This window comes from Rhodoluna miladensis (SeqCode) (assembly GCF_965234705.1).
In the GTDB taxonomy this organism is placed as follows: Bacteria; Actinomycetota; Actinomycetes; order Actinomycetales; family Microbacteriaceae; genus Rhodoluna; species Rhodoluna miladensis.
Genome location: NZ_OZ248465.1, coordinates 115,014 through 137,043, shown reverse-complemented (window position 1 = coordinate 137,043; position 22,030 = coordinate 115,014). Strand labels below are relative to the sequence as shown.

Annotated in this window: 20 protein-coding genes; 5 read left to right on the top strand and 15 right to left on the bottom strand. The window is 50.4% G+C overall.

What is annotated here, in order from left to right:
- Positions 1–5: 5 nt before the first annotated feature.
- The 4 genes from AC8GDC_RS00645 to AC8GDC_RS00630 all read right to left on the bottom strand — a co-directional run bounded on the left by AC8GDC_RS00645 (position 6) and on the right by AC8GDC_RS00630 (position 4,360).
- Entirely contained in the window at positions 6–881 is an 876-nt protein-coding gene (locus AC8GDC_RS00645) for a Cgl0159 family (beta/alpha)8-fold protein (RefSeq protein ID WP_506557958.1), read from the bottom strand.
- A complete protein-coding gene (gene iolC, locus AC8GDC_RS00640; RefSeq protein ID WP_506557957.1) occupies positions 872–1,819 on the bottom strand; it encodes a 5-dehydro-2-deoxygluconokinase in 948 nt (315 codons plus the stop codon). The genes AC8GDC_RS00645 and iolC overlap by 10 nt, the downstream gene beginning before the upstream one ends.
- A 55-nt stretch (positions 1,820–1,874) precedes the next feature.
- On the bottom strand, positions 1,875–2,879 hold the full coding sequence (iolG, locus tag AC8GDC_RS00635) for an inositol 2-dehydrogenase (protein ID WP_506557956.1): 1,005 nt from the start codon (positions 2,877–2,879) through the stop codon (positions 1,875–1,877).
- A 122-nt stretch (positions 2,880–3,001) separates the two neighbouring features.
- Complete coding sequence (locus AC8GDC_RS00630; protein ID WP_506557955.1) at positions 3,002–4,360, bottom strand: aspartate aminotransferase family protein; 1,359 nt, start codon at positions 4,358–4,360, stop codon at positions 3,002–3,004.
- Between the two features lie 272 nt (positions 4,361–4,632).
- On the opposite strand from AC8GDC_RS00630, the gene AC8GDC_RS00625 reads away from it, so the two are divergent.
- The 4 genes from AC8GDC_RS00625 to AC8GDC_RS00610 are packed head-to-tail and all read left to right on the top strand — an operon-like array spanning position 4,633 to position 8,294.
- The gene (locus AC8GDC_RS00625) at positions 4,633–5,487 is read left to right on the top strand and encodes a DMT family transporter (RefSeq protein WP_506557954.1); all 855 of its coding nucleotides are present in this window, start codon (positions 4,633–4,635) and stop codon (positions 5,485–5,487) included.
- 28 nt (positions 5,488–5,515) lie between these two features.
- Complete coding sequence (locus AC8GDC_RS00620) at positions 5,516–6,442, top strand: DUF368 domain-containing protein (RefSeq protein ID WP_506557953.1); 927 nt, start codon at positions 5,516–5,518, stop codon at positions 6,440–6,442.
- A gap of 36 nt (positions 6,443–6,478) precedes the next feature.
- Positions 6,479–7,393 carry a DMT family transporter gene (locus AC8GDC_RS00615; protein WP_506557952.1) on the top strand — a complete coding sequence of 305 codons (915 nt, stop codon included), beginning with the start codon at positions 6,479–6,481 and terminating at the stop codon, positions 7,391–7,393.
- The gene (locus AC8GDC_RS00610; RefSeq protein ID WP_506557951.1) at positions 7,386–8,294 is read left to right on the top strand and encodes a DMT family transporter; all 909 of its coding nucleotides are present in this window, start codon (positions 7,386–7,388) and stop codon (positions 8,292–8,294) included. Before AC8GDC_RS00615 ends, AC8GDC_RS00610 begins: the two co-directional genes overlap by 8 nt.
- On the opposite strand, the gene AC8GDC_RS00605 is transcribed toward AC8GDC_RS00610, so the two are convergent.
- From AC8GDC_RS00605 to AC8GDC_RS00565, 9 genes are all read right to left on the bottom strand, one after another.
- Complete coding sequence (locus AC8GDC_RS00605) at positions 8,291–9,955, bottom strand: GMC family oxidoreductase N-terminal domain-containing protein (RefSeq protein ID WP_506557950.1); 1,665 nt, start codon at positions 9,953–9,955, stop codon at positions 8,291–8,293. The two genes, AC8GDC_RS00610 and AC8GDC_RS00605, sit on opposite strands and share 4 nt — an antisense overlap.
- A 17-nt stretch (positions 9,956–9,972) precedes the next feature.
- Positions 9,973–11,259, bottom strand: coding sequence for a saccharopine dehydrogenase family protein (locus AC8GDC_RS00600; RefSeq protein ID WP_506557949.1), 1,287 nt, complete (start codon positions 11,257–11,259; stop codon positions 9,973–9,975).
- Between the two features lie 80 nt (positions 11,260–11,339).
- Positions 11,340–12,578 (bottom strand): MFS transporter, encoded by a 1,239-nt coding sequence (locus AC8GDC_RS00595; protein ID WP_506557948.1) that lies wholly within the window; start codon positions 12,576–12,578, stop codon positions 11,340–11,342.
- 113 nt (positions 12,579–12,691) lie between these two features.
- Complete coding sequence (gene rplL / locus AC8GDC_RS00590) at positions 12,692–13,075, bottom strand: 50S ribosomal protein L7/L12 (protein WP_506557947.1); 384 nt, start codon at positions 13,073–13,075, stop codon at positions 12,692–12,694.
- A 21-nt stretch (positions 13,076–13,096) separates the two neighbouring features.
- A complete protein-coding gene (gene rplJ / locus AC8GDC_RS00585) occupies positions 13,097–13,612 on the bottom strand; it encodes a 50S ribosomal protein L10 (RefSeq protein WP_506557946.1) in 516 nt (171 codons plus the stop codon).
- 336 nt (positions 13,613–13,948) lie between these two features.
- The gene (locus AC8GDC_RS00580; RefSeq protein WP_506557945.1) at positions 13,949–16,252 is read right to left on the bottom strand and encodes a DEAD/DEAH box helicase; all 2,304 of its coding nucleotides are present in this window, start codon (positions 16,250–16,252) and stop codon (positions 13,949–13,951) included.
- Between the two features lie 287 nt (positions 16,253–16,539).
- Positions 16,540–16,791 carry a glutaredoxin family protein gene (locus AC8GDC_RS00575; RefSeq protein ID WP_506557944.1) on the bottom strand — a complete coding sequence of 84 codons (252 nt, stop codon included), beginning with the start codon at positions 16,789–16,791 and terminating at the stop codon, positions 16,540–16,542.
- A gap of 2 nt (positions 16,792–16,793) precedes the next feature.
- A complete protein-coding gene (locus tag AC8GDC_RS00570) occupies positions 16,794–17,438 on the bottom strand; it encodes an HAD-IA family hydrolase (protein ID WP_506557943.1) in 645 nt (214 codons plus the stop codon).
- Positions 17,439–18,581, bottom strand: a complete 1,143-nt coding sequence (locus AC8GDC_RS00565; RefSeq protein ID WP_506557942.1) for a hypothetical protein — start codon at positions 18,579–18,581, stop codon at positions 17,439–17,441.
- Positions 18,582–18,616: 35 nt separating this feature from the next.
- Here AC8GDC_RS00565 and AC8GDC_RS00560 point away from each other — a divergent pair, with 35 nt between their 5' ends.
- A complete protein-coding gene (locus AC8GDC_RS00560; protein ID WP_506557941.1) occupies positions 18,617–19,597 on the top strand; it encodes a carbohydrate kinase family protein in 981 nt (326 codons plus the stop codon).
- Here the strand turns inward: AC8GDC_RS00560 and AC8GDC_RS00555 are convergent.
- Both AC8GDC_RS00555 and AC8GDC_RS00550 read right to left on the bottom strand, forming a co-directional pair.
- Positions 19,580–21,325, bottom strand: a complete 1,746-nt coding sequence (locus AC8GDC_RS00555; protein WP_506557940.1) for a sensor histidine kinase — start codon at positions 21,323–21,325, stop codon at positions 19,580–19,582. The genes AC8GDC_RS00560 and AC8GDC_RS00555 overlap by 18 nt on opposite strands.
- Positions 21,322–21,975: a response regulator gene (locus AC8GDC_RS00550; RefSeq protein ID WP_506557939.1), complete on the bottom strand. Its 654-nt coding sequence runs from the start codon at positions 21,973–21,975 to the stop codon at positions 21,322–21,324. Before AC8GDC_RS00550 ends, AC8GDC_RS00555 begins: the two co-directional genes overlap by 4 nt.
- Between the last annotated feature and the right edge of the window lie 55 nt (positions 21,976–22,030).

Here is a 22,030-nt window from a genome sequence, read left to right as displayed (position 1 = left end):
AAAAACTACTTGTGAACCAGATTCGCGGCCAGCGACACAGCGGCGGACACATCATCATCTTTTGGATAAAGAAGTGTTCTTCCAACCACCAGACCCTTGACCCCGGGTAGAGCCAGCGCTTGAGCCCAAGACTGGAAAGCTTGGTCTTGATCGTTCCCGCCTTCGCCTCCCAGTAGCAAGGTTGGGAGTGTGGTGGCATCCATAACGCGTTCCATTTCCCTAACAACTGGCAGCTTGAGCCAAGAGTAAGCGCTGGTAGAACCAAGCCCGGAAGAAATAGCCACAGATAGCTCAACGGCTTCGGCAGTAAGCTCGTTGACCGCCTTGCCATCAACCCACTTACTCATAAACGGCTCTAACATAATTGGAATCTGGAGGGCCGCACACTGATCAATAACCTCTGCTGATTTTTCCAGTGTTCTAACCGTAGCTGGATCTTCTAGGTTGATGCGCATCAGGTTTTTGCCAAAATCAATTCCCGCACTCTTAATTGCTGCGGCTGTGTAAGAGGTGTAGCGATCGTCAAATTCAAAAACTGAGTTTCTAAGGCCACCGCGATTCATGGAGCCAACCGTAATCTTGCCCTCTAGTAATCCCATGAGAGCAAGGTCCTCGAGTACATCGGGAGTGCCAAGCACTCCGTCAACCTTTGGGTTCTGCAGAGCTTCTGCGAATCTCGCTAGCAGCTCCCGACGGGACCCCATTGCGGTTGGGTTACCGTTTACGGCAAGGGCACCTCGGGCGGGGTGGTCGGCCGCGAGAATGAAGAGGTTTCCATCGCCCTCAATGATTTTGCGACGCTTACGGTTAGCTAGCGCCTTACCCACTGCGGCTGGATCTGTTGCACGCAGGTGCTTAATTTGCTCGAAGCTTAGGCCCATTGCTTGGCCTCCATGATTTCCGAGACTTCTTCGAAAGTTGGCATAGCGGTAGAGCACTCAAGCCTGGAGGCAACTATTGCTCCCGCGATGTTAGCAAAACGCAAAATCTTCTCGAGTGGCCACTGCTGAAGCAATCCAAAGCACAATGCTCCACCAAAAGAGTCGCCGGCACCAAGACCGTTCACAACTTCCACAAAGTGAGGTGGAACCTCAACGGACTCGTTTTTGGTCTTTGCAAATACACCCTTTGGCCCCTGCTTCACAATTGCAAGTTCTACCCCACGCTCAAGCAATGCATCCGCTGCCCTAGCCGGTTCAGTTTCCCCGACGGCAACCTGGCATTCTTCTTTGTTACCGATAGCAACGGTCACAAGCGGAAGAGCCTTGGCAATTTCGGCAGTAGCAAGCTCCGGGGTAGCCCAAAAAACAGAACGGTAATCGAGATCCAAAATGGTGTGCGCTTTTTTGGCCCTTGCCCTAAGAGCGGCAAGGTTGGCGGAGCGGGAAGGTTCCTGGCTAAGGCCTGTGACGGTGGACCAAAAGATCTTTGCTTCGGATATTGCCATAAGGTCCAAGTCGGCTTCGGAGACTTCCATGTCCGGGGCTTTAGGCTCTCGGTAAAAATAGATTGGGAAATCATCCGGAGGGAAGATTTCACAAAACACCACCGGGGTTTTGTAGTTCTGATCACGCCCAACAAAAGAAGTGTCGACTTTCAGGCGCTCGAGTTCTTCAATTAGAAAGTTGCCAAATGGATCATTGCCAACCTTGGTTATAACTGCCGAATTGAGTCCGTACTTGGCTGCAGCTACTGCAACGTTGGTGGCAGAGCCACCAAGGAATTTTCCAAAGGTTTCTACCTGCTCAAGCCCCACGCCGGTCTGGAGCGGGTAGATGTCGACTCCAATACGACCAGTAGTGATCACATCGAACGACATCTTGAACCTCCACCCCAATTCTGCCACACAGGACAGACTTTGTCATAACAAACTTTTAGACCTCAACCGCCACGGTTTTGCCTGTTTGAGCAGACTCAAGCGCTGCATTAGCTAGCACTAGGGCTGATCTGCCGTCTTCAAAGCTAGGGCTATTGGAAGGCTGTCCGTTTACCTTCTTTATGAACTCCGCAAGCTCCAGACGGTACGAATCCATGTATCTTTCGAGGAAGAAGTTTTGATACGGCTCTTTGACCTCTGCGTTGTGCTCGGTGTAGAGGCGAACATTGGTGTTTGTAAGGTTTTCAACCCGAAGCATTCCCTTGTCTCCAAAGGCTTCCATTCTCTGATCAAAGCCATAGATGGCGTGCCTGGAGTTGGTGATAAGCACCAGCTCGTCACCTGCCCCACGAAGGTAGATTGAGGTGGCGTCGTAGTCGCCCATTTGCTTGATGTCTTCGGAAAACTGGTTGAAGCCAGTTGCTGTGACCGAGACGATTTTGGGGACAAAGAATCGTGCCATGTCAAAGTCGTGAATCGTCATGTCCCTGAATATGCCGCCCGAAACCGATAGGTAATCGTTCGAAGCAGGGGCTGGGTCACGGGAGATAAGTATCAACTGCTCCAAGCGACCGATTTCGCCTGCCTGGACTCTTTTGTGGACCGAGTTGAAGTGGGGATCAAATCTTCTGTTGAAGCCAAGAACAATCGGAATGCTGGCACCGGCGGCTTTTTCCCGAAGCTTGTCTACTCGGGTGATGTCCAGGTCAATTGGCTTCTCGCAAAGCACCGGCATGCCAGCATCAATGGCCGCATCGATAAGGTCAACGTGAGTGGAGGTTGGCGATGCCACAATGACAGCATCGATTTTGCTTCTATCGAACAGCTGCATCGGATCATCTGTTGCCACCGCGCCATACTTCTCGGCTGCCTTCTTGGCGCCTTCAATGAAGACATCCGCCACCATCGCAAGCTGCGCACCTTCTGTTGTGGCAACGCTCTGAGCATGGACCTGACCGATTCGGCCGGCTCCAATTACACCGAATCTAAGAGGTGCAGACATAAGATCTCCCTTTGTTCCAATTTGTCAATACAAAGCCTAGGGGTATCGGAGTCAAGATTTTTCAGTCCCAGACAAAGGTAAAACCCGCCAGCTTCGCCGGCGGGTTTTACAAGTTTCTGACCTTAGTTTCTTAGCGCCTTAGCCAATTCTCTAAAGCTCTCAACCATTTTGTTCATATCTTTCTGGGTGTGAGAGAAAGAAACCAGCCACTGCTCATCAAGTCCCGGAGGGGTAATGATGCCGCGGTTGATTCCCCATAGCCAGCTCAGCTCTGCAATTCCAAAGTCAGTTGCCTTGAAATCGCGGTAGTTGCGAACCGGGGTAGGTGACCAGATAACTGCACCCTTAACACCAAAACCTACGGTGTGTGCTGGAAGTGCATACTCATCGATAATGGCATCCATTTGATCCAAGGTGTCATTGTTGATTTTCTCTGCTGCATCTAAGGCTTCAACTGTTGCAATTTCGTCAACTGCAATAACTGCTGCCATAACTAGAGGGTTGCCGTTGTAGGTACCAAAGTGGGCCATCCGACCGTCAACTACGGTTTGCATGTATTCCTTTTTGCCTGCGAAGGCTGCAACTGGCAGACCTCCACCGATGCTCTTGGCCAAAGTGATTAGATCTGGCTTTACCCCAACACGCTTTGCAGCTCCTGCAACTCCGGCGGTTAGTCCTGATTTCACTTCATCGAAGATAAGTGCGACTTTGTACTTATCGCACAGTGCACGAACTCCCTGAAGGTAGCCCTCGTCAGGCAAGATGATTGAAAGGTTCTCGATGATCGGCTCAACCATAAAGCAGGCAATCTTCTTGGAATCTTTCTTCAGAACTGCTTCCAGACGAGCTAGGTCGTTATATGGAACAACAAATACATCTCCACCTTCGACCTCTTGCGGGTAGTAAGGCTTAGGAGCACTTGCTGGGCCAATCTTTGAAAGCGGTGCCTTCACAGATACCAGTAGAGGGTCATAACCTCCGTGGTAGCCACCTTCGACCTTGATGATGGCTTTCTTTCCGGTGGCAGCTCTCGCTGCTCGGATGGCATACATCGTTGACTCGGTGCCCGAGTTGGTGAAGCGAAGCATGTCGACATCGAAGCGCCTCTGGAAGCGCTCAGCTGCCTCGGTTGCAATCGGTGACGGAGTCACAAATAGGGTTCCCGTTGAACGCATGGCCTTCTTAACAGCCCGGACAACGTGCTTGTTGAGGTGTCCAACCAACATCGCTCCAAAGCCCATCGATAGGTCAAGTAGCTTTCGACCGTCGACGTCTTTGAAGTAAGCGCCCTTAGCGGACGCAATTGATAGTGGATATGGATCCCAATGCTGGAAACTCGAGGTGACTCCAAGCGGCAGCACCTTTGAAGCTCGCTTGTTGTGTTCACCTGAAGCTGTGGTGAGTGAACGGAATTTCTTCCATTCTTCAGCAGTTAGTTTTTTTACCCGAGATTCATTTATCGGGGTGTATCTTGTTGGCACTCGCCGTCTACCGGCTGAATCGTGTTTTACGCTCGAAATTTTCGACACGTGTATCACTCCTTCGTGTCCTTCCATTCTCTCCTAGGAATGAAAGAAACGCTAATCCGCGAAGATACTGGCGAGTTTGGGGTATTTTTTGAAAAACTTTCACAAAAACTTTTTCTTTTTTGCGACTTTCTTTGTTAAAAGTCCACAACCCCCTTGCTTTTTCTCAAAAGCGCTACTCAACTTTTCAGCTTTTTTTGAATGATGATTCCAATAGGATTTTGGACATGAGGGCAGATCTTTTTGCAATTGGCGCGATTGTGCTTTGGGCATCACTTGCCACCCTCGCAACTTTGCTTTCAGACATTCCGCCATTTCTTCTAACCGGAATTGGACTAGTTATTGGATCCCTGATCTCACTTCCGCTTTCTGGATTCAAACTTTCCGCCTGGAAGGTGCCTGCAAAGACTTTGGGCGTTGGGGTTTACGGATTATTTGGCTATCACCTGATGCTCTTCATTGCTTTGCAAACGGCTCCAGCTGTTGAAGCCAATCTGGTGAACTATCTCTGGCCACTACTGATTGTGGTTCTATCCCCCCTGTTCACAAGATCGTTGAAGCTTGGGGCCAGAAACATAATTGCCGCCAGCGCGGGCTTCACTGGAGCCGCCATCGCCATCTCCTCGGCAGGAGAGGGAGCTGGCCCTCTGGGCTTTGAGATTGGCTACCTGTTCGCTTTCGCGGCAGCTGTCATATGGGCCACGTATTCGCTCTTGACCACAAAGCTGCGCACTTTCCCAACCTCAGCTATCGGGCTGTTTGGTTTGGTCTCGGGTGTGCTGGCACTTGTTGCCCACTTCATTTTGGAAGAGCCAGCAGTTATTACTTCAAGTGATTGGTTGCTGCTTGTGGTTCTCGGGCTTGGACCTCTGGGAGGTGCCTTCTACTTCTGGGATGCAGCACTCAAGATTGGGGATCCGAGAAGAATTGGTCTGTTGGCATTTTTGACACCACTTTTATCAACAACGTTGCTGTTGGTAGTTAGTGGTCGTGAACTAAGTTGGCAATTGCTAGTGGCAACGGCATTGATAGTCGGTGGAGCTATTTTGGGATCTCAAAGTGCTAGAGGCACCTCCCGCTAATCAAATGCCTGGATGGGACAATATCTAAATGAGTTCTTCTCCCTCAAAATCCTCAATCGCAAAAAGATTCGGTCAGTTTCTTTTCGATGTTTTCCGCGGATTGCTCATGGGGGTCGCTGAGGTTCTGCCAGGTATATCCGGGGGAACTGTTGCCCTAATAATTGGTATCTACGAACGGGTGGTCTTTTCAGCTTCTCAAGCCGTCAAGGGTTTCCTACTTTTGCTTTCCTTTTCGAAAGCTAATTGGCAAAAGGCTAGGGAGAGATTTCAGGGTATTGATTGGAAACTACTAATTCCGCTGCTAATTGGAATGGTACTTGCAATTCTTGGTTCTAGCGCCGCTGTATACCCGCTGATTATTGCCTATCCAACAATTACTTCCGCAGCCTTCGCAGGGCTAATCCTGGCATCACTGATTGTGCCTGTAAAACTGTCCGGTGGAAACTGGCAGGCAAAGCATTTCCTTATTGCAGCAGTTGCCGCGGGTTTTGCAATCACGCTGACTTCGATTCCTAGATCTGCAGACGCGGAACCGAGTGAACTACTAATCTTCCTTTCCGCCGTCTTGGCTATATGTGCACTGTCTCTTCCAGGAGTATCTGGATCAAATGTGCTGATTGCCATGGGTATGTTTACACCTGTCCTGCTGGCAGTAAACACTCTCGATTTTCGTTATCTAGGTATCTTCATGCTTGGAGCAATAGTTGGATTTGCCAGCTTTGTTGGGCTGCTCCAGTGGCTACTTGAAAATCGTCGCAAGGCGACCTTTGTAGTGATGGCGGGGTTGATGTTTGGATCCGTCAGAGCACTCTGGCCTTGGCAAACCGAATCAGGTGGCTTGCTTCCTGCTTCAAGCTCTTATCTTCCGGAGCTCGTCGCGTTTTTCGCCTGCGCTTTATTTGTGCTAGCAATGACTTGGGTCGAGTCTCGATTCTCTAGCAAAAAGCCAATCTAGATTGCTTGAGCGTTACGCAGTTCCTGAAAGGCAAAATTGAATACTTCGCCAAAGCGGCCATGGGTTGCCATGTATACGGTGGCAGGGCTCATCTGGGGCGCATCTTTTCTATTCATCGAATATGCCCTCACTGCGCTAACCCCGATCGGAGTTGCGTTCTGGCGCACCACCTTCGGTGCTCTTGCGATGCTAATTGCAATACTCATCTACCGCTCCAAGCTCCCAACCAGCTTTGATGTTTGGAAGAAGATGACTATCGCAGGGCTATTCATGAGCTCGGTACCCTTTACTTTGATCGCTTACGCCCAAACCTATGTCTCAAGTGCCTTGGCCAGCATTCTCAATGCCGTCACACCAATAGCTACGGTAATTGTGATGCTGATTGCTTTTCGCAGCGAGAAAGTCAAGGCTCACGTTGTGGTCGGGCTTTTTGTAGGACTTGCTGGAGTGCTTGTAATTCTGGGGGTTTGGCAGGGCTTTGGCGATAACGAACCATTGGCTATTTTGGCAATTCTGGTGGCGATTTTTTGCTACGGCATAGGAACCCCCTACGTTAGAAAAAACATCGCTCCTCTTGGCTACGCAACAGAAGTTTCAGTGTTTGGACAAATTGGAACAGCTTCTCTTACCCTGCTTCCCGTTTACCTGCTTTCCGGACCACTTATAACCTCCAGCCCCACAGTGATGGCAATCGTCTCGATTGTGATTCTTGGGGCTTTGGGAAGTGGCGTTGCATACCTCTTGTTTTACAAAGTCCTCGATGTCGTTGGAAGCGCAATCGCTGCATCAGTGACCTACATCACACCGATCATTGCAGTGGTGCTTGGGGTAGTGCTTCTGAACGAGCAGCTGCACTGGTACGAACCGGTGGGTGGAATAATTGTGATTCTCGGCGCTGCCATCTCTCAAGGCAGCATCCTTTCCCTATTCAGAGGAAAACAGAATGCTTAAGGCAATTAGGGCTTCCAAAGTTGACCTAGTGCTACTAGCTGTTGCAGCGGTTTGGGGAGCAAGCTATCTATCGGCCAAGGCGATAACTCCTTTTGCCAGTGTTCCAGCAATGCTCTCTGTTCGCTTTGCCATAGCAACCCTTGCGATGGTTGCCATCTGGCTTATTCGAAGAAGGGCCTTTACCAAAACCGATCTATTGCTTGGAACACTCTTTGGTCTGACTCAGTCTTCAATCATGAGCGTTGAAACCTATGGGTTGAAGATCACTTCAGCTACTAACGCAGGGCTGTTGATCTCTCTAACCATAATCTTCACCCCAATCATGGAATCAGCTTGGAACAAACGTTGGCTTCCTAGATCGTTCTTCCTAGCAGCGGTTGGGGCAATTGTTGGGGTTGCCTTACTGGTCACCGGAAACGGCATTCAGGAGCCAAACTTTGGAGACTTTTTGTTGTTTGCGGCAGCTATTGTTAGGGCGGTTCACGTCACAGCTCAAGGAGTTCTAACTCGCAACCGCGAAGCATCGAGTTTCAATCTGATCTTGATGCAGTGCCTAACGGCCACCGTGGTGTTCTTTGTTTTTGATATTCAAGGCGCCTTTGATGCCATCGCAACCTTTGGTCCGGCCCAGTGGGCTGGAACATTGTTCCTGGCACTGTTTTGTTCGGTCTTTGCTTTTGTGGCTCAGCTGTGGGCAATCAGGCAAACCTCTGCCTCGAGATCAACACTGTTGTTGGCGACCGAACCTATCTGGGCTGTGTTCATAGCAGTTTGGTTCGGCGGTGAAACGCTAGCTCTAGTTGGAATTCTTGGAGCGATAGTGATTATCGTAAGCACTTACATCGGCCAGGGAATTGAATCTCGCCATCGCGAGAAAATTCAAGCCGAAACTAAAAGCTAAATAGGCCTAATCGGCAGTCGCAAAGCTCCGCTTGCAGAAAGCGGAACGGCAGGATGCGCCGGTGCAACCGGCTCAATAATTTCAAAGGCTTCTCCAAGAGCAGGTCTCTTATCCGTCTCACCCTTGTTAGGCCAGTGAGCCATCGCCCATTCAGCTAGAGCTGCAATTGAAAGCGATGGGTTCACACCTGGGTTGGCAGATAGCGCAGAGCCATCAACGATGTGAAGTCCTGGTTGGCCAAAGGCGCGAAGATATCCATCCACCACACCGTGATTGGCATCTTGGGCAATAACTGCGCCTCCAAGAAAGTGTGCGGTGAGTGGGATACCAAATGGCTCACCGATAACTGCACCGGGTGTTCCATTGACGTTCTTGGCGATTTCTCTGGCAACGGTGTGACCCATCGGAACCCAAGCAGGGTTTTTCTCGCCATGACCCTGTTTGGAGGTAACTCCTCTTCTCCAGAAGGTGGTGAGTGAATTGTCTCTTGACTGCATCACAAGCAGAATAAGAGTTCGCTCCGGCCAGGTGCGGAGGTTATAGAAGTTTGGAAGTCTCAAGAGATTTTTGAGAGTCACCCAAATCAATCTAAAAATGTTTGGATCTTGTCCCTTGGGACCACTGGCAACAACAGACTGCAGCAGTCCCATAAAGCCTGATCCCCTGCCGTATCGAACCGGTTCAATGTGAGTATCTTCATCAGGGAACACAGAAGATGTAATTGCAGACCCTGAGCTAAAGTCAGTTTCTTTGCCCTTGGCAACAACGCCAAGAAGTGACTCGCTATTAGTTCTACTTAGCTCCCCAAGCTTTGATGAAATTCCAAGCAGGTTTCCTTTAGCGCGAACCGAGTGCAAAAGCTTTGCAGATCCCAAGGCCCCTGCTGCAACAACTACTTCAGGAACAATAAGGGATTCAGTTTTGGCAAAAAACTTATCGCTTCGAACCAGGGTGAGCTTGTATCCACCAGACACCTGCTCAATGTTGACTACCTTGGTTAGCGGCATGATTTCGGTTCCGAGTTTTTCAGCAAGGTAAAGATAGTTTTTCACCAGCGTATTTTTCGCTCCGTGCCTGCAACCTGTCATACACTCGCCGCAGTTGGTGCAACCAGTTCTGCTAGGTCCCACTCCGCCAAAGTATGGATCTTCTACCGTCTTACCCGCATCACCGAAGTGAATGCCAAGCGGGGCCATTTGGAAAGTGTTTCCGAAACCCAGGCTGTCGCTGGCTTTTTTTAGAGCCTCGTCGGCAGGAGAGAAGAACTTGTTTACTTCCACCCCGAGCATGCGCTCGGCCTGGTCGTAGTAAGGCTCCAGCAATGCTTGCCAGTTAGCCATGTCTTTCCAGCTGCCGGTTGAGAAAAACTTCTGTGGGGGTCTGTAAAGCGTGTTCGCATAGACAAGTGATCCGCCGCCAACACCAGCACCGCTCATGACAAGAACGTTCTTTAGAAGGTCAACTCGCTGGATACCCTTGAGACCAAGCTTTGGAAAGAACAAGAACTTCTTTAGATCAAAAGAGCTTTTGGCAAAGTCGTTGTCTTCGAATCTGGCACCAGATTCGATGACTAGGACTTTGTAGCCTTTTTCACTTAGACGTAAAGCAGCTACCGATCCGCCGAAACCAGATCCGATTACTGCAACGTCAAACTGTGACAAGGCAGCCTTTCTTTTGCCTAAGGAAGAGCTAACGGATTAGCCGGCAATCTTTCCTGGGCAAACCATCTCTGGTGATACCCCGTTGAAGATGACATTAGCTCTAGAAAGGGCTTCGGTGCAAACTGCTCAGGAGCACGAACACCAACGCCTGACCACTTGCCTTCGGCAATTAGTTCAAGAGCAATAACTGGGTTAAAGGCGGTTTGCATAACCACACACTGTGCGTCGTACTCGGCCATAGTCTCGGCGTTATCGGCTACGTGATAAATGTAAGTAGCGCGATCTTTTCCTGCCTTGTCTTTACCGGTGATGAGTACTCCCGCACAAGCCTTACCGGTCATGCGAGGACCAATGCTGGCTGGGTCTGGAAGAACAGCAACCAACACATCTCGCGGTGAGACATCAACTGGGCCAGATGCGGAGCGAACTCGAACCGGCTTGGTGGCGTCAATGCCTAGGTGGTGAAGGGTCTTTAGTACGTCAATAAAGTCTGAACCAAGTCCATACTTGAATGTCACTTTTCCAACGTCCATAGTTCTTGGAAGCATTGGGATCTCTTCGTGCTCAACGTTCACACACTCAACAGCACCTATTCCCTCTGGGAATTCAAAGATTTCTGGTTCACTGAATGGACGGGTGGTGTACCAACCCTTTTCCTTTTCGTAGATCACCGGTGGGTTTAGGCACTCTTCGATTACTGTCCAGATGGAAAAAGAAGGAGCGAAGATTTCTTCGCCAGCTTCGTTTTTTACCACTAGGTTCGAACCGTCCTTGATGCTGACTTCGTCAACAACGCTAAACAATTCGTCGTAAGCATACTTGGCAAAAATGTTTGACATGCCAGGCTCAACACCCATACCAATCAGAGCTAGCTTGCCGGCTTTTTCCCATTGCTCGTTCAATGCATACTGAGCATCACCGAGCTTGATACCGGGCTTGTTGAACGGATCGGTCTCGTGCGGCTCAGATAGCGACATCGCCATATCGACATAGCCAACGCCGGCTGTGAAGGCGGCGGAGAAAACCGTTGGCACAAACTTTGGCTCAACAGCGTTGATCACATATGTGATGTTGTGCTCTCGGCACATCTCGACCATGTTGGCGGCATTCGATGCATCGATTTTGGCTGGTATGAACTTGGCTGCGACCTCGTCACCGTGGCGCTTTCTAATCCATTCGATTGATTTTTCGGCTCTTGAAAGGTCATAGTCGGAAACGACCATAACCTCGAAGAAGGATCTTTCTGCTGCGACTTTGGCGATACCGTCTCCGACGCCGCCCGCGCCAATAAGCAAAATCCTCATTGATTTTTCACATCCCTTAGAAAAGTCGCCACCCCATCTAAGGGCCTATGCGGCGACTTGGTTATTTCTAGGATACCCGACTACTCTTTGGCCATTGCTGGGACACTACTTGGCCTAACCACAAAGAAGAAAACCCCAATGGCTGCAAGGTGAGCAAGCGCCACAGTAATTCCAAGACCGGTTGTTGTGGCGCTACCAATTAATGGATAAAGCGGAGCGGAAAGGGCTGCGGTCACAGAGTTCATAACCCCGAGTACCGAAGCGGCAGTTCCGGCTTCGGAACCGTGGCCCTGCAGGGCCATGGTTTGAATAGGAGTGATTGTCATTCCAAAAGAAACTAAGAACATTGCCATTAGCGGAACGACAGTTTCAATTCCAACATCCATTGAACCTATTAGATACAAACCCGTTCCTGCCACTACAGCTAGCACCAATGCTCCAAAGACCACCCAGTGAGCTTTAAACATGCGGCCAAGCTTTGCTCCCACTTGAATTCCAATGAACCAGCAAAAAGCGGTGGTGGAAAAAGCTAGCGAGAATTCCACCGGAGTAAGCCCGAGGCTGTCCTGATACAAAAACGGAATGATGTTCAGATAGCTAAACAAGCCGACGGTTTGAACCATGCCAATTAAAACCAGTCCAACCAGAATCCGGTCCTTGAACACGGCAATAAATCTCTTGGCAACGCCATCAAAGCCCTTGGCTCGACGGTTGTCTTTGTGCAGTGTTTCAACCAGAGAGCGTGAGGCAAAGACAAAGATTGCAACACCCAGGATCGCAAGTGCCAGCGGAATGATTCTCCAGTCCGGAGCAACAAGCATCAAATTAGCTGCTATGACGGGGCTGATAATCGGAGCAATGCCGGAAATTAGCCAGGCCCGAGAAAGCATCTTCAGCATCGCGTTGCCAACGAATAGATCCCTGATGATCGCTTGGGCGATAACCGCGGTTGCCGCTCCTGCTAGACCTTGCAGGAAGCGAAGTACAACAAAAGCCTCAATGCCGGGGGCAACATAAAGCGCTGCTGAGGCGAAGGTGAAGATACCAAGAGCCAATAGCACTGGGCTTTTACGGCCCATCGAATCCGAGAGTGGCCCAGCCACAAAAAAGCCGATTGCGGCACCCAGGGTGACGGCAGAAAGCGAATACTGCACAAATGCATCCGGGACCTCAAAGAAGGTTGCAATTAGGGGATGCGCTGGCAAAAACATGTCAGTGACAAGAGTTTGAACCATCAACAAAAAACCGATTACGAAGATATACATCAAGCGCTGTCTTTGGGAAATTGCCTGGCTTACTGACTGCGGCTTTGAGCTCAAGAGGTTTTTGTCTTTTCTTTTGTTGCGAACATCCCGAGCTTACTTCACCAAAAATGCCAAAAGCCCCAACCTCACTTGCGCGGTGTTGGGGCTTTTGAAACTGAGGTGGGTTGTTACTTAAGTCCAACCTTTGCGCCAGCTGCTTCTAGAGCTGCCTTTGCCTTCTCAGCGGTGTCCTTGTTAGCGCCCTCAAGGATTGTTGAAGGAGCACCATCAACTAGAGCCTTGGCTTCGCCAAGACCTAGGTTGGTTAGTCCGCGAACTTCCTTAATAACCTGGATCTTCTGGTCTCCTGCAGACTCAAGAACAACATCGAATGAGTCCTTCTCTTCAGCTGCGTCGCCGCCGCCGCCTGCTGGTGCTGCTGCTGCAACTGCCATTGGAGCTGCAGCTGTAACCTCGAACACCTCTTCAAACTTCTTTACGAACTCAGAAAGCTCGATTAGTGATAGCTCCTTGAAGCCATCGATTAGCTGATCGGTTGATAGCTTTGCCATTTGTTTTTCTCCTTATTTTCTTTAAGCGTTTGTCTCTTGCTTGGCGCGAAGCGCGTCCACGGTGCGGACGGCCTGGGCCAGCGGAGCCTGGAACATGTAAGCAGCCTTGAACATTGAAGCCTTGAATAGTCCTGCGGCCTGAGCCAATAGAACTTCGCGGGATTCAAGATCAGCAAGCTTCTTAACCTCTGCCTGTGACAAGACAACGCCATCCATGATGCCGGTCTTGACTACTAGTAGAGGATTTGCCTTGGCAAAGTCACGCATTGCCTTGGCCACGGCGACTGTGTCTCCGTGAACAAATGCCATTGCAGTTGGTCCAACCAATTGACCCTCAAATGCGGTCACTCCGGCGTTCTTCGCTGCGATGTTTAGTAGCGTGTTCTTCGCCACGGCGTAGGTTGCATTCGCACTGATGGAACGGCGCAGCTCCTTGAGCTGTCCAACAGTGAGTCCGCGGTACTCGGTTAGCAACACTGCAGCTGAGCTCTGGAACTTGTCCGTGAGCTCGGCAACTGTAGCTTCCTTGTTCGCCATGGCACTCCTTGATTATCTGTATTTTGTCGGCAGCCCAGAAACAAAAAAATGCTCCCCACATAAGTGGAGAGCAAAAGAAAATAGAGAAATCTCTAACCTTTTAATCTTCACCTACGTGGGTAAACACTTATGTGTCTCTTAGTCAAAACAAGCCAAACCTCAAGAAATCTTGTGATTTGATTTGCCTTAAACCGACGGTCTTTGGCTTCCCCCAGTTTAGAGCCTTCTGGGGTTGGCTGTAAAGCTCGGGTTTTTGCCCGGATAGAAGTAAACCCCGCCCCCCAAGGGGCGGGGTTTAAGCGCTGTCTCGAGTCGCTTTTACTCCTCGAACTATTTCTAGTTCGAATACTTCTTTGCCCTCGGGCGCTTATCGCCTGATGGCTTGTCTGCCCAGCGGCCCTTACCAGAACCCTGGTAGTTGCCCTTTTTCTTAGGCCTTGAATCGCGGTCACGGTCACGTCCGCGGTGGTTTGAACCGCCGCCGCGTGAGTCACCGAAGTCCAGGATGTCTGGAGCTGCCGGTGGTGGAGCGATAGGTCCTGCTAGTTCTTCGATCAGTTCTGAACCTGGGCGAACATCGGTGATCTTCGCGTCTCTTTCAGCCCTGCGAAGAAGGTCTTCAACCTTGCGGCGCTTCGAGCGTGGGATCAAGGTGATAACAACACCTTCCTTGCCAGCGCGGCCGGTACGGCCGGAACGGTGAAGGTAAGTCTTGTATTCCTCTGGTGGGTCAACCTGAATAACCAGGGCAACATCATCAACGTGGATTCCACGAGCTGCAACGTCAGTGGCAACTAGAACGCGGACTGCACCTTTAACAAAGCGCTCTAGGTTGCGAGTTCTCTGGTTCTGGTTTAGGTCTCCATGAAGCCTGGCTGCTGGAACACCGTTGTTGGTCAGGGATTCACTTAGACGCTCAGCTGTCATCTTGGTACGGGTGAAGATAAGTGACTTACCTTCTCCTTGCACGAGGCGAAGTAGAACCTGTGAGCGATCGTCTGGGTCAACAACCAAGACGCGGTGCTCAATGGTTGATGTTTCCTGAGTCTCGTTAGGTACCTCGTAGACGTAAGGGCTTGGCATGAACTCTTTAACAAGAGCGTCAACTTCACGATCTAGTGTTGCTGAGAACAGTAGCTTCTGGGATTCACCGGTAGCGCGTAGAACTCGTCTTACGCCCTCGATGAAACCAAGATCACACATGTGGTCGGCCTCGTCAATAACCATGGTCTCAACTTCAGACAGGTCAATGATTCTTTGCGCCATTAGGTCTTCTAGGCGACCAGGGGTAGCAACGAGGATGTCAACACCGCGGCTAAGAGCGATCTCTTGTCTGCGCTGAGGAACACCACCGTAAACACAAGCTGTGTAGAAACCAACAGATCGAGCAAGAGCCGACATTGTTCTGTCGATCTGATCTGCAAGCTCACGAGTTGGAGCTAGAACTAGCGCTCTTGGCTTGTTTGGCTTTCTTGGAACAGAGCCGGCTGCAACCATCTTGGAAATGATTGGAACAGCAAAGGCAATGGTCTTTCCAGATCCAGTTTTTCCTCTACCCAAAACATCTCTACCCTCAAGGGCAGCAGGAATAGTTGACTGCTGAATCGGGAATGGGGTTTCTGCTCCCATGCCACGAAGAGCAACAACGAGCTTTGGGTGAAGACCCATCTCTTCGAAGCTGCCCTGAATGATTACCTCAGATGCATCCGCGCTAACAAGCTTGTCTAGAACCTTGTCCTCGAAGAAAGCCTTCTTGTTTGGGTTCTTATCGCGAGCGCCAACAAAGGTTTCATCTCTTGAGCGATCGCGTGATACGCGGTCCTCGCGGAACGGGTTGCGGTCGCGGTCAAACTCGCGAGAGTTTGAACGAGGCGCGAAACCACGTGAGTCCCCTGAGCGCTCTGAGCGATCAGTTCTTGGTGCGCGAGATTCCCAAGGACGGTCTGAGTTTGATCGTGCTGGACGATCTGAACGGTCGTAGCTTCTTGCTCCTGATGATCTGTCTGAGTAGTTACGGTCAGAAGATGGTCTGTCAGTTCTTGGTGCGCGTGATTCCCAAGGACGATCTGAGTTTGATCGTGCTGGGCGATCCGATGGACGCTCTGAACGGTCATAGCTTCTTGCACCGCGGTCAGATGAGTTTCGCTCTGAGTAAGGTCTGTCAGAAGATGGTCGATCTGTTCTTGGAGCACGAGATTCCCAAGGACGGTCAGAGCGGGCAGCTGGCTTACGCTCGCCTCTTGAATCAGAATTGCGGTCGTTATAAGAAGGTCTGTCTGACCAGCTCTTTTTTTCCTGGCGGTCGTAAGTTGGTCCTCCGGTGCGTGGCTTATCAGTCCACTCGCGCTTTGGAGCGCGGTCATCTGATCGGGGAGCATCGAAGAAGCTTCTGGTGCCGCGCGCAGCGCGATCGTCTGCTGTGTGACGAGGCTTGCGACCGGCTTCGGTTCTAGGAGCCTTTGGCTCCCAGTTGTTGCCACGGTCTGGCTTGCGACCACTCATCTCGCGAGGGTCGACAGCCCCCTTGCGGTGGGTCTTTTTAGGAGCAGCTGATCCGTAGCCGGAACCCGAAGCGCGCTTCGGGGCTGATTTTGATGCGCCGGTTTTTGGACGCGGGCTTGCTTTGCCGAAATTAGGCATAGTTTTACTTATTCCTCTTTATGTAAACGAGCACGGCCAAAGCAAGCCTCAAAAATAGAGGCATTTGCAATAACTAATGTTCGTCGTTGCGGTCTAGTCGAACTGCGCTAGACCTTTAGCTGATCTGGTTCTTGCCAGGGCTAATAAGAGGTAAAGACTGATGCACGCTTAGTGCACTGCAAACGACTACTGCTGGGATGTTCCCAACTTCTCTAGCCTAGGGCTAGAGCCTCAATAAAGCTAGGAAAAGTTTCTAGAGGATTTATCCTCTAGAGCCCCTTATTTGCTTAGGAAACTAGCCCGCGGAGCTTTAGCTCTGCGTGTAGCTCAGCGTCAGAGGGCTCAACAAGGAACTTGCCATCGGCGAACTGAATTACTGGAATGTTGGTGCGACCAGAGATAGCTCTGGCTTCCTCGGTGAATTCTTCGCTGTTCTCGACATCTTTCATCTCGAACTCGACGCCAGTGGTGTTCAAAAGAGCTTTGGATCTGCGGCAATCGCCACACCAGTCAGCTCCATACATTGTCACTTCAGCCATTGCTATCTCCTTAGAATTTTGTGCTCTGGTATTTCCAACTTGAAACCATCAAAGCGGATTCCCGCCAAATCTTCAATAACGATATCGGCCTCCGTGATTAGTGCAAACTCCGATACCCCGATAACCATGGCAACCCCGGCTGCCTTGGCTGCCAACGCTCCGGCCTGAGCATCTTCAAACACCACACAGTCACTGGCACTAAAGCCCAAACGGCTTGCTCCAAGTAGATACGGATCTGGCGCTGGCTTGCCGCGCTCAACATCGTCTCCAGTGACTAGGTGCTTAGGGATTGGAAGACCCGCACCTTCTAATCTTGCTCGACCAAGTCTTGCGTTGGCGGATGTGCAAATTGTCCAGCGATCAACTGGAAGCGATGGAAGTAACTCTCTTGCTCCTGGCATCGCAAGAGTTTCGTGAGCTGATTCTTGCTCGAGTTCGTTGATGCGGTTGTTGGCCTCTTCGAATCTTTCAGGACCAACCAGGGAAAGAACTGTGTCCTGGGCACGGGTGCCATGGAAATTGGCAATGTTTAATCCCTTGATGCCAAATTCCTCGGCCCACTGTGCCCAGCACTTCTCGACATTGGCGTGTGAATCCACCAGCACTCCGTCGTTATCAAACAGCAGTGCTTTGATTTCAATAATCATCTAGTTTTTGGCCTTTAGGCGCTTAGCCGTTGTGGTTTTGGTCTTTGAGCCAGCTGCCTTCTTAGCTGGCACCTTGGCTAGCTTCTTTGAGGAAGAAGAGCTCGGCTTTTTTGCAACTAGCGCAACTTTGTTGCGCTCAGTAATTGAAAGGTAAGTGCCTAAGGCTGCAAGAACCAAAAGCACAATCGCAGGAAGCATTTGTTCGATGAACCAAGAAACCGACAGTGGTGAAACGGTCCAGCTCCAAACGGCAGTGAACTCTTCTCCCGGGGCTGGTTCTTCGTATGGCGGGTAAACCCTTAGCTTCTCGATACCTGCAGCACCGAAAGCAAAGGACATAATCGAAACAGTCACACCAAAGACAATTGAAAGCACGAAGTTCAAATTGGCAGCTCCTGCTGCCAAAGTTGCCCTGGTGCGAGGAGGCGCTGCCTTAGCTGATTTTGCTTTTGTGGAAAATCTGGTTCCAAGCAAGATACCTGAGACGATAATGACCTGAATGATTACCCAGACCCAGACTTCCAGGTCAGTTCTTGTCACGTCATAGACGGCTAGGCCAAAGATGATTGCGATAGCGGTAGCAATAATTGGAACCGCGTAGCCAAGGCCGAGGGCTTTCTCGGATTCAGACATGCGCTCTTTTTTGGCACCCTTGACTACTTGCTTCCTGAACACAAATGCGCGAAGCAGGATGTAAACAACTAGACCGGTTGCAAGCAAGATTGGAATGTAAACATCAAACAGGCGGACCGTTAGGTTTTCTTCTCGGTCGATGTAAGTGTTGAAAGCTCCAAGGAAATTTCCTATGGCAAAAAACGCACCAGTGGCAAGAGCAACAATAACTGTGAAGTTTGTGAAGCGGTGCGCGGCCCTTGCCAGGGAGTCATCGACTCCGGCTAGAGATCGGGCTCGAAGAGCTAGGCGCTGGCCATAAAGAGCCAGCAGTCCAAAGACGACGATTCCGCTTAGGAAAAGATATGTGGAAGGACGGATGATTTGCTCATCCCCCTGATACATCCCCTGGGCGTCATAGATCGGGTAAACAAAGAGCCCCGCATAGATCGCGAACATGAAGAACTTCCAGCCCCCGATTAGGCCAACTAGCGGAGCGAGGATGGCTAACTTTGAGAGTTTGTTTTCCATGTTCTTAGCCTAGAGGTGAGGCATAAACTTGCCCCATGATTGTTGTTATCGGCGAGGCTCTTATTGACCTGATTGAGGACAAATCAACTGCCGGCAGGTACCAAGCGGTGGTTGGTGGAGCCAACGCCAATGTTGCTATTGCCCTAGCTCGCGCCGGAACCAAGCAGCAACTTCTTGCCCGCATTTCTAGTGATGCCTTCGGACAAAAAATCCGTCAGCGACTTGTCGACAACAAAGTAGGGCTCGACTACGCAATTGCGGCCAAAGAACCAACCAGCGTTGCAATAGCTTCAATTGGATCATCCGGTGGCGCCAGCTACTCCTTCTATGTTGAAAACACAGCGGACTGGGGCTGGACCAATACCGAGCTTCCAACCCAGCAGACAATGAATGCAATTGGCACAACTGCTTTGCAGTTTGGCTGTTTGACGATGGCGATGCCGCCAGGCAATGCCGTAGTTGAAGCTTGGGCCAGAGATTACTTCGATAAAGACCTGCTTACCCTTTCGCACGATGTGAATGTGCGGCCCGCCCTTGGATTCGATCGTGATTCGGAGCGAGTCCGCGTTCAGCGCGTGAATTCGTTCTCGCATTTGATCAAAGCTTCCGATGACGACATCAACTGGCTTTATGGATTAGAGCCAGGAACAAATGTGGACCAAATTGCCTGGGACTGGATTGGCGATAGCGCAAAGATTGTTTTTGTCACCCGCGGTGGCGATGGCGCAAGCATCTATCGAAGAAACAAAACCAAACTAGATGTTGCTTCCCGAAAAGTGAAGGTTCAAGATTCGGTTGGTGCCGGGGATACCTTCTGCGCAAACACCCTCGCACAGCTTCAGCAAATCGGTGCTTTAGGATCTGGTGCCTTTGAAAGACTTGCCGCACTTTCAGATAAGCAGCTGATCGCAATTGCTAAGGTTTCTAGCGTTGCCGCCAGTATGGCTTGTGAGAAAACCGGGGCTGAGCCGCCAACTGATTCTGAGCTAGCTGATCTGCTAGTTCTCTTGGCCTAGAACAATCTCGGCGTAAGAAAGGGTTGAATCCCCTTCGCGGGTCTGAGACCAAACCAAACTAAGTTCCGAAAGCAGTTTCGAGCCAAAGCCAGGTTTTGCTCCTGGGGGTAAACCTTGGCCGTCATCGACTACCTTGATTGCAATTCGCAAATCATCGAGTCTGGAAACCGCTAGCGAAACCTTGCTTGCCTTACCGTGCTTGATGGCGTTGGTTATGAATTCTCTCGAGATTTCAATCAGAGCTTCGCTGGCTAGTGGCTGCCTGGCAATGGCAGCTTCCAGATCGTCTGGAATCTCAATTGTGATTTCTGCAGCATCAGACCAGATCTCAATGATCTGGTTTAGAAGATCTGAGATGTCTTCGCCTTCTAGGTTGCTTGGGTTATTGAGTTTTTCAATGGCTGCTGCAATATCTCTTTCCACCTCAGCAACCAGTTCTGGTGTTGGCTTTTGTTCTTGAGAAAGTTTCATAGCCGATGCGAATAGTGCTGCCTGAACTGGGCCGTGTAATACCGATGCTGTGCGGCGACGGTTTAGCCAGAGTTCTTGGCGCAAAGCTGCGTTTAAGATTTCAAGCTGCTGGTTGACACCAACTAGTTTCTCGGTTGTTGCCTTGCGTTGGAGCTGAGCAAATTGCGCCGCGAAGGTAGTGATTCCAACAGAAACACCAAAGAGCAATAGGGCATTGACTTGACTTACTGTGACGTTCCACTGAAGGTAATCAGCTGCGAAGTAGATCGGAATCAGGGAAATTGCAGAAAAGCTCGGGACAACAATTGCGGCCAGGTATGGATGAACTGGCATCTTGATGGTTAGCAACTGAAAAAGCCCCAGGCCTAGAAACATCGACAAGAATGCTGTTAGCAAAATACTTAGTGAACCTAATAGTTCCTCTAACAAAAATGCTGTGGGGACCAAACCGATGGAAAGAATCAGTGTTGCCCAAAGCGGAACAATGAATTCTCCGAGCATGATTCGAGAAGGTTTTGGCGCTTTTTCTCGAAGAACAGCTTTGCCAGATTCAGCCTCTAGTTCGTCGCTGGCTTCGGCAACCTCTAGGCTCAGTGGCCGAACAACCTCGTCAACGGTTGAGCGAAGCGAATCGATAGCTTCGATTGAGGATTTTCCAGTGAGGTTGGCTTGAATCTTGGCGATGGCAGGATCGAGCAGGCTGCGCACCTTTGACAAAAGCTCTTCACGCTGAATTTGAACCTTCGCCCTAATTCCAGCGGAGCGAATCTGAAGGCGGTAGCGCTCATCAGCGAGCGCCGTTAGTGACTCGCGGTGCCGTTGGTAATTCGAGGCCAGTACGGCGGCAACCGTGAGAGTCACGAAGGTGAAGATTGGGCCGCCGAGTAAGCGGAACAGCTCCTGGCCGGGTTCGTGCTGTCCGGTGAGAATATCCAATATCAAGATCACAACGCCTCTGGCAAAGCCCGAAAGCAAAAATGCGCCAAGAACAAAAGCCGGTCGGCTCTTTACTTCTTTACCGGTTAGCAGCCACCTGGCCGCCAATAACACTGCAACTGTTGCTAGGTAGCCTGCGGTTGCAACTAAGAATCTTTCAAGCAAGTTCGTCTCTAGTCGCAGCGATTCAAAGATCAAGCCTGTGCCGTAGGAGGGAAGCAAAAACAACAGCAATACCTGATTGGAAAGCGCGTAGCGTGATCCAATTTGGTTTAGTAGTCGATTAGCTGTTGGGCGGTGAGGTTTGTAAGCGTCGCTCATTCTTCGACCGTGACGGCTCCAGCTGCGCTCAAATACATTCTGGTGGCTTCCACGCGAGCGTTACCTAGTCCCTGGGCTTCAACTCCGAGAGCTTGGAAAATTCTAGAGACCATTCCCTCAACGGCACGAACTGTTGTTCCGCGCTCTTCGGCAATTTGGTTGTTTGAGTAACCTTCGGCAACAAGTTTTAGAACCGAAATTTGTCTACGAGATAACTCGGCAAGCGGTCGCTCTAAATTCTGATCGTGTCGGAACTTGTCAACGTCTTGTTCTTTGAGAACTGCGTTGACAGCTTCGATAAGTTCTTTGGAATCAACCAGTTGGGATTTTCTAAGGTAGGCCTGGTTCTGAGTAATGACCTTTACGTCGCGATTAGCAAATCTTGGGTCTGGCAAGTTGGTGAGAAAAACTACGCCAACGTCATTGGCTTCACGGCTTAGGTATTCTGCGAAATCAAATCCATTGGGACCAGGTCCCAGTTCAATATCCACCACGCACACATCCGGATCGGCTGCCTTGACGGCTCTCTTGGCATCGGCGGCGTTGGCTGCGGTTGAAACATCGAAGCCGGCAGTTTCCAAGCTTCGGGCAATTAGGTCTCTAAGCAACGACTCGTTCTCAACCACAACTATGGTTCTGCGAAGAGGCATTGAAAGTCCTAGCTAGTGATTACCGAAGATTTGATACTTCATTATCGCGGGTTAG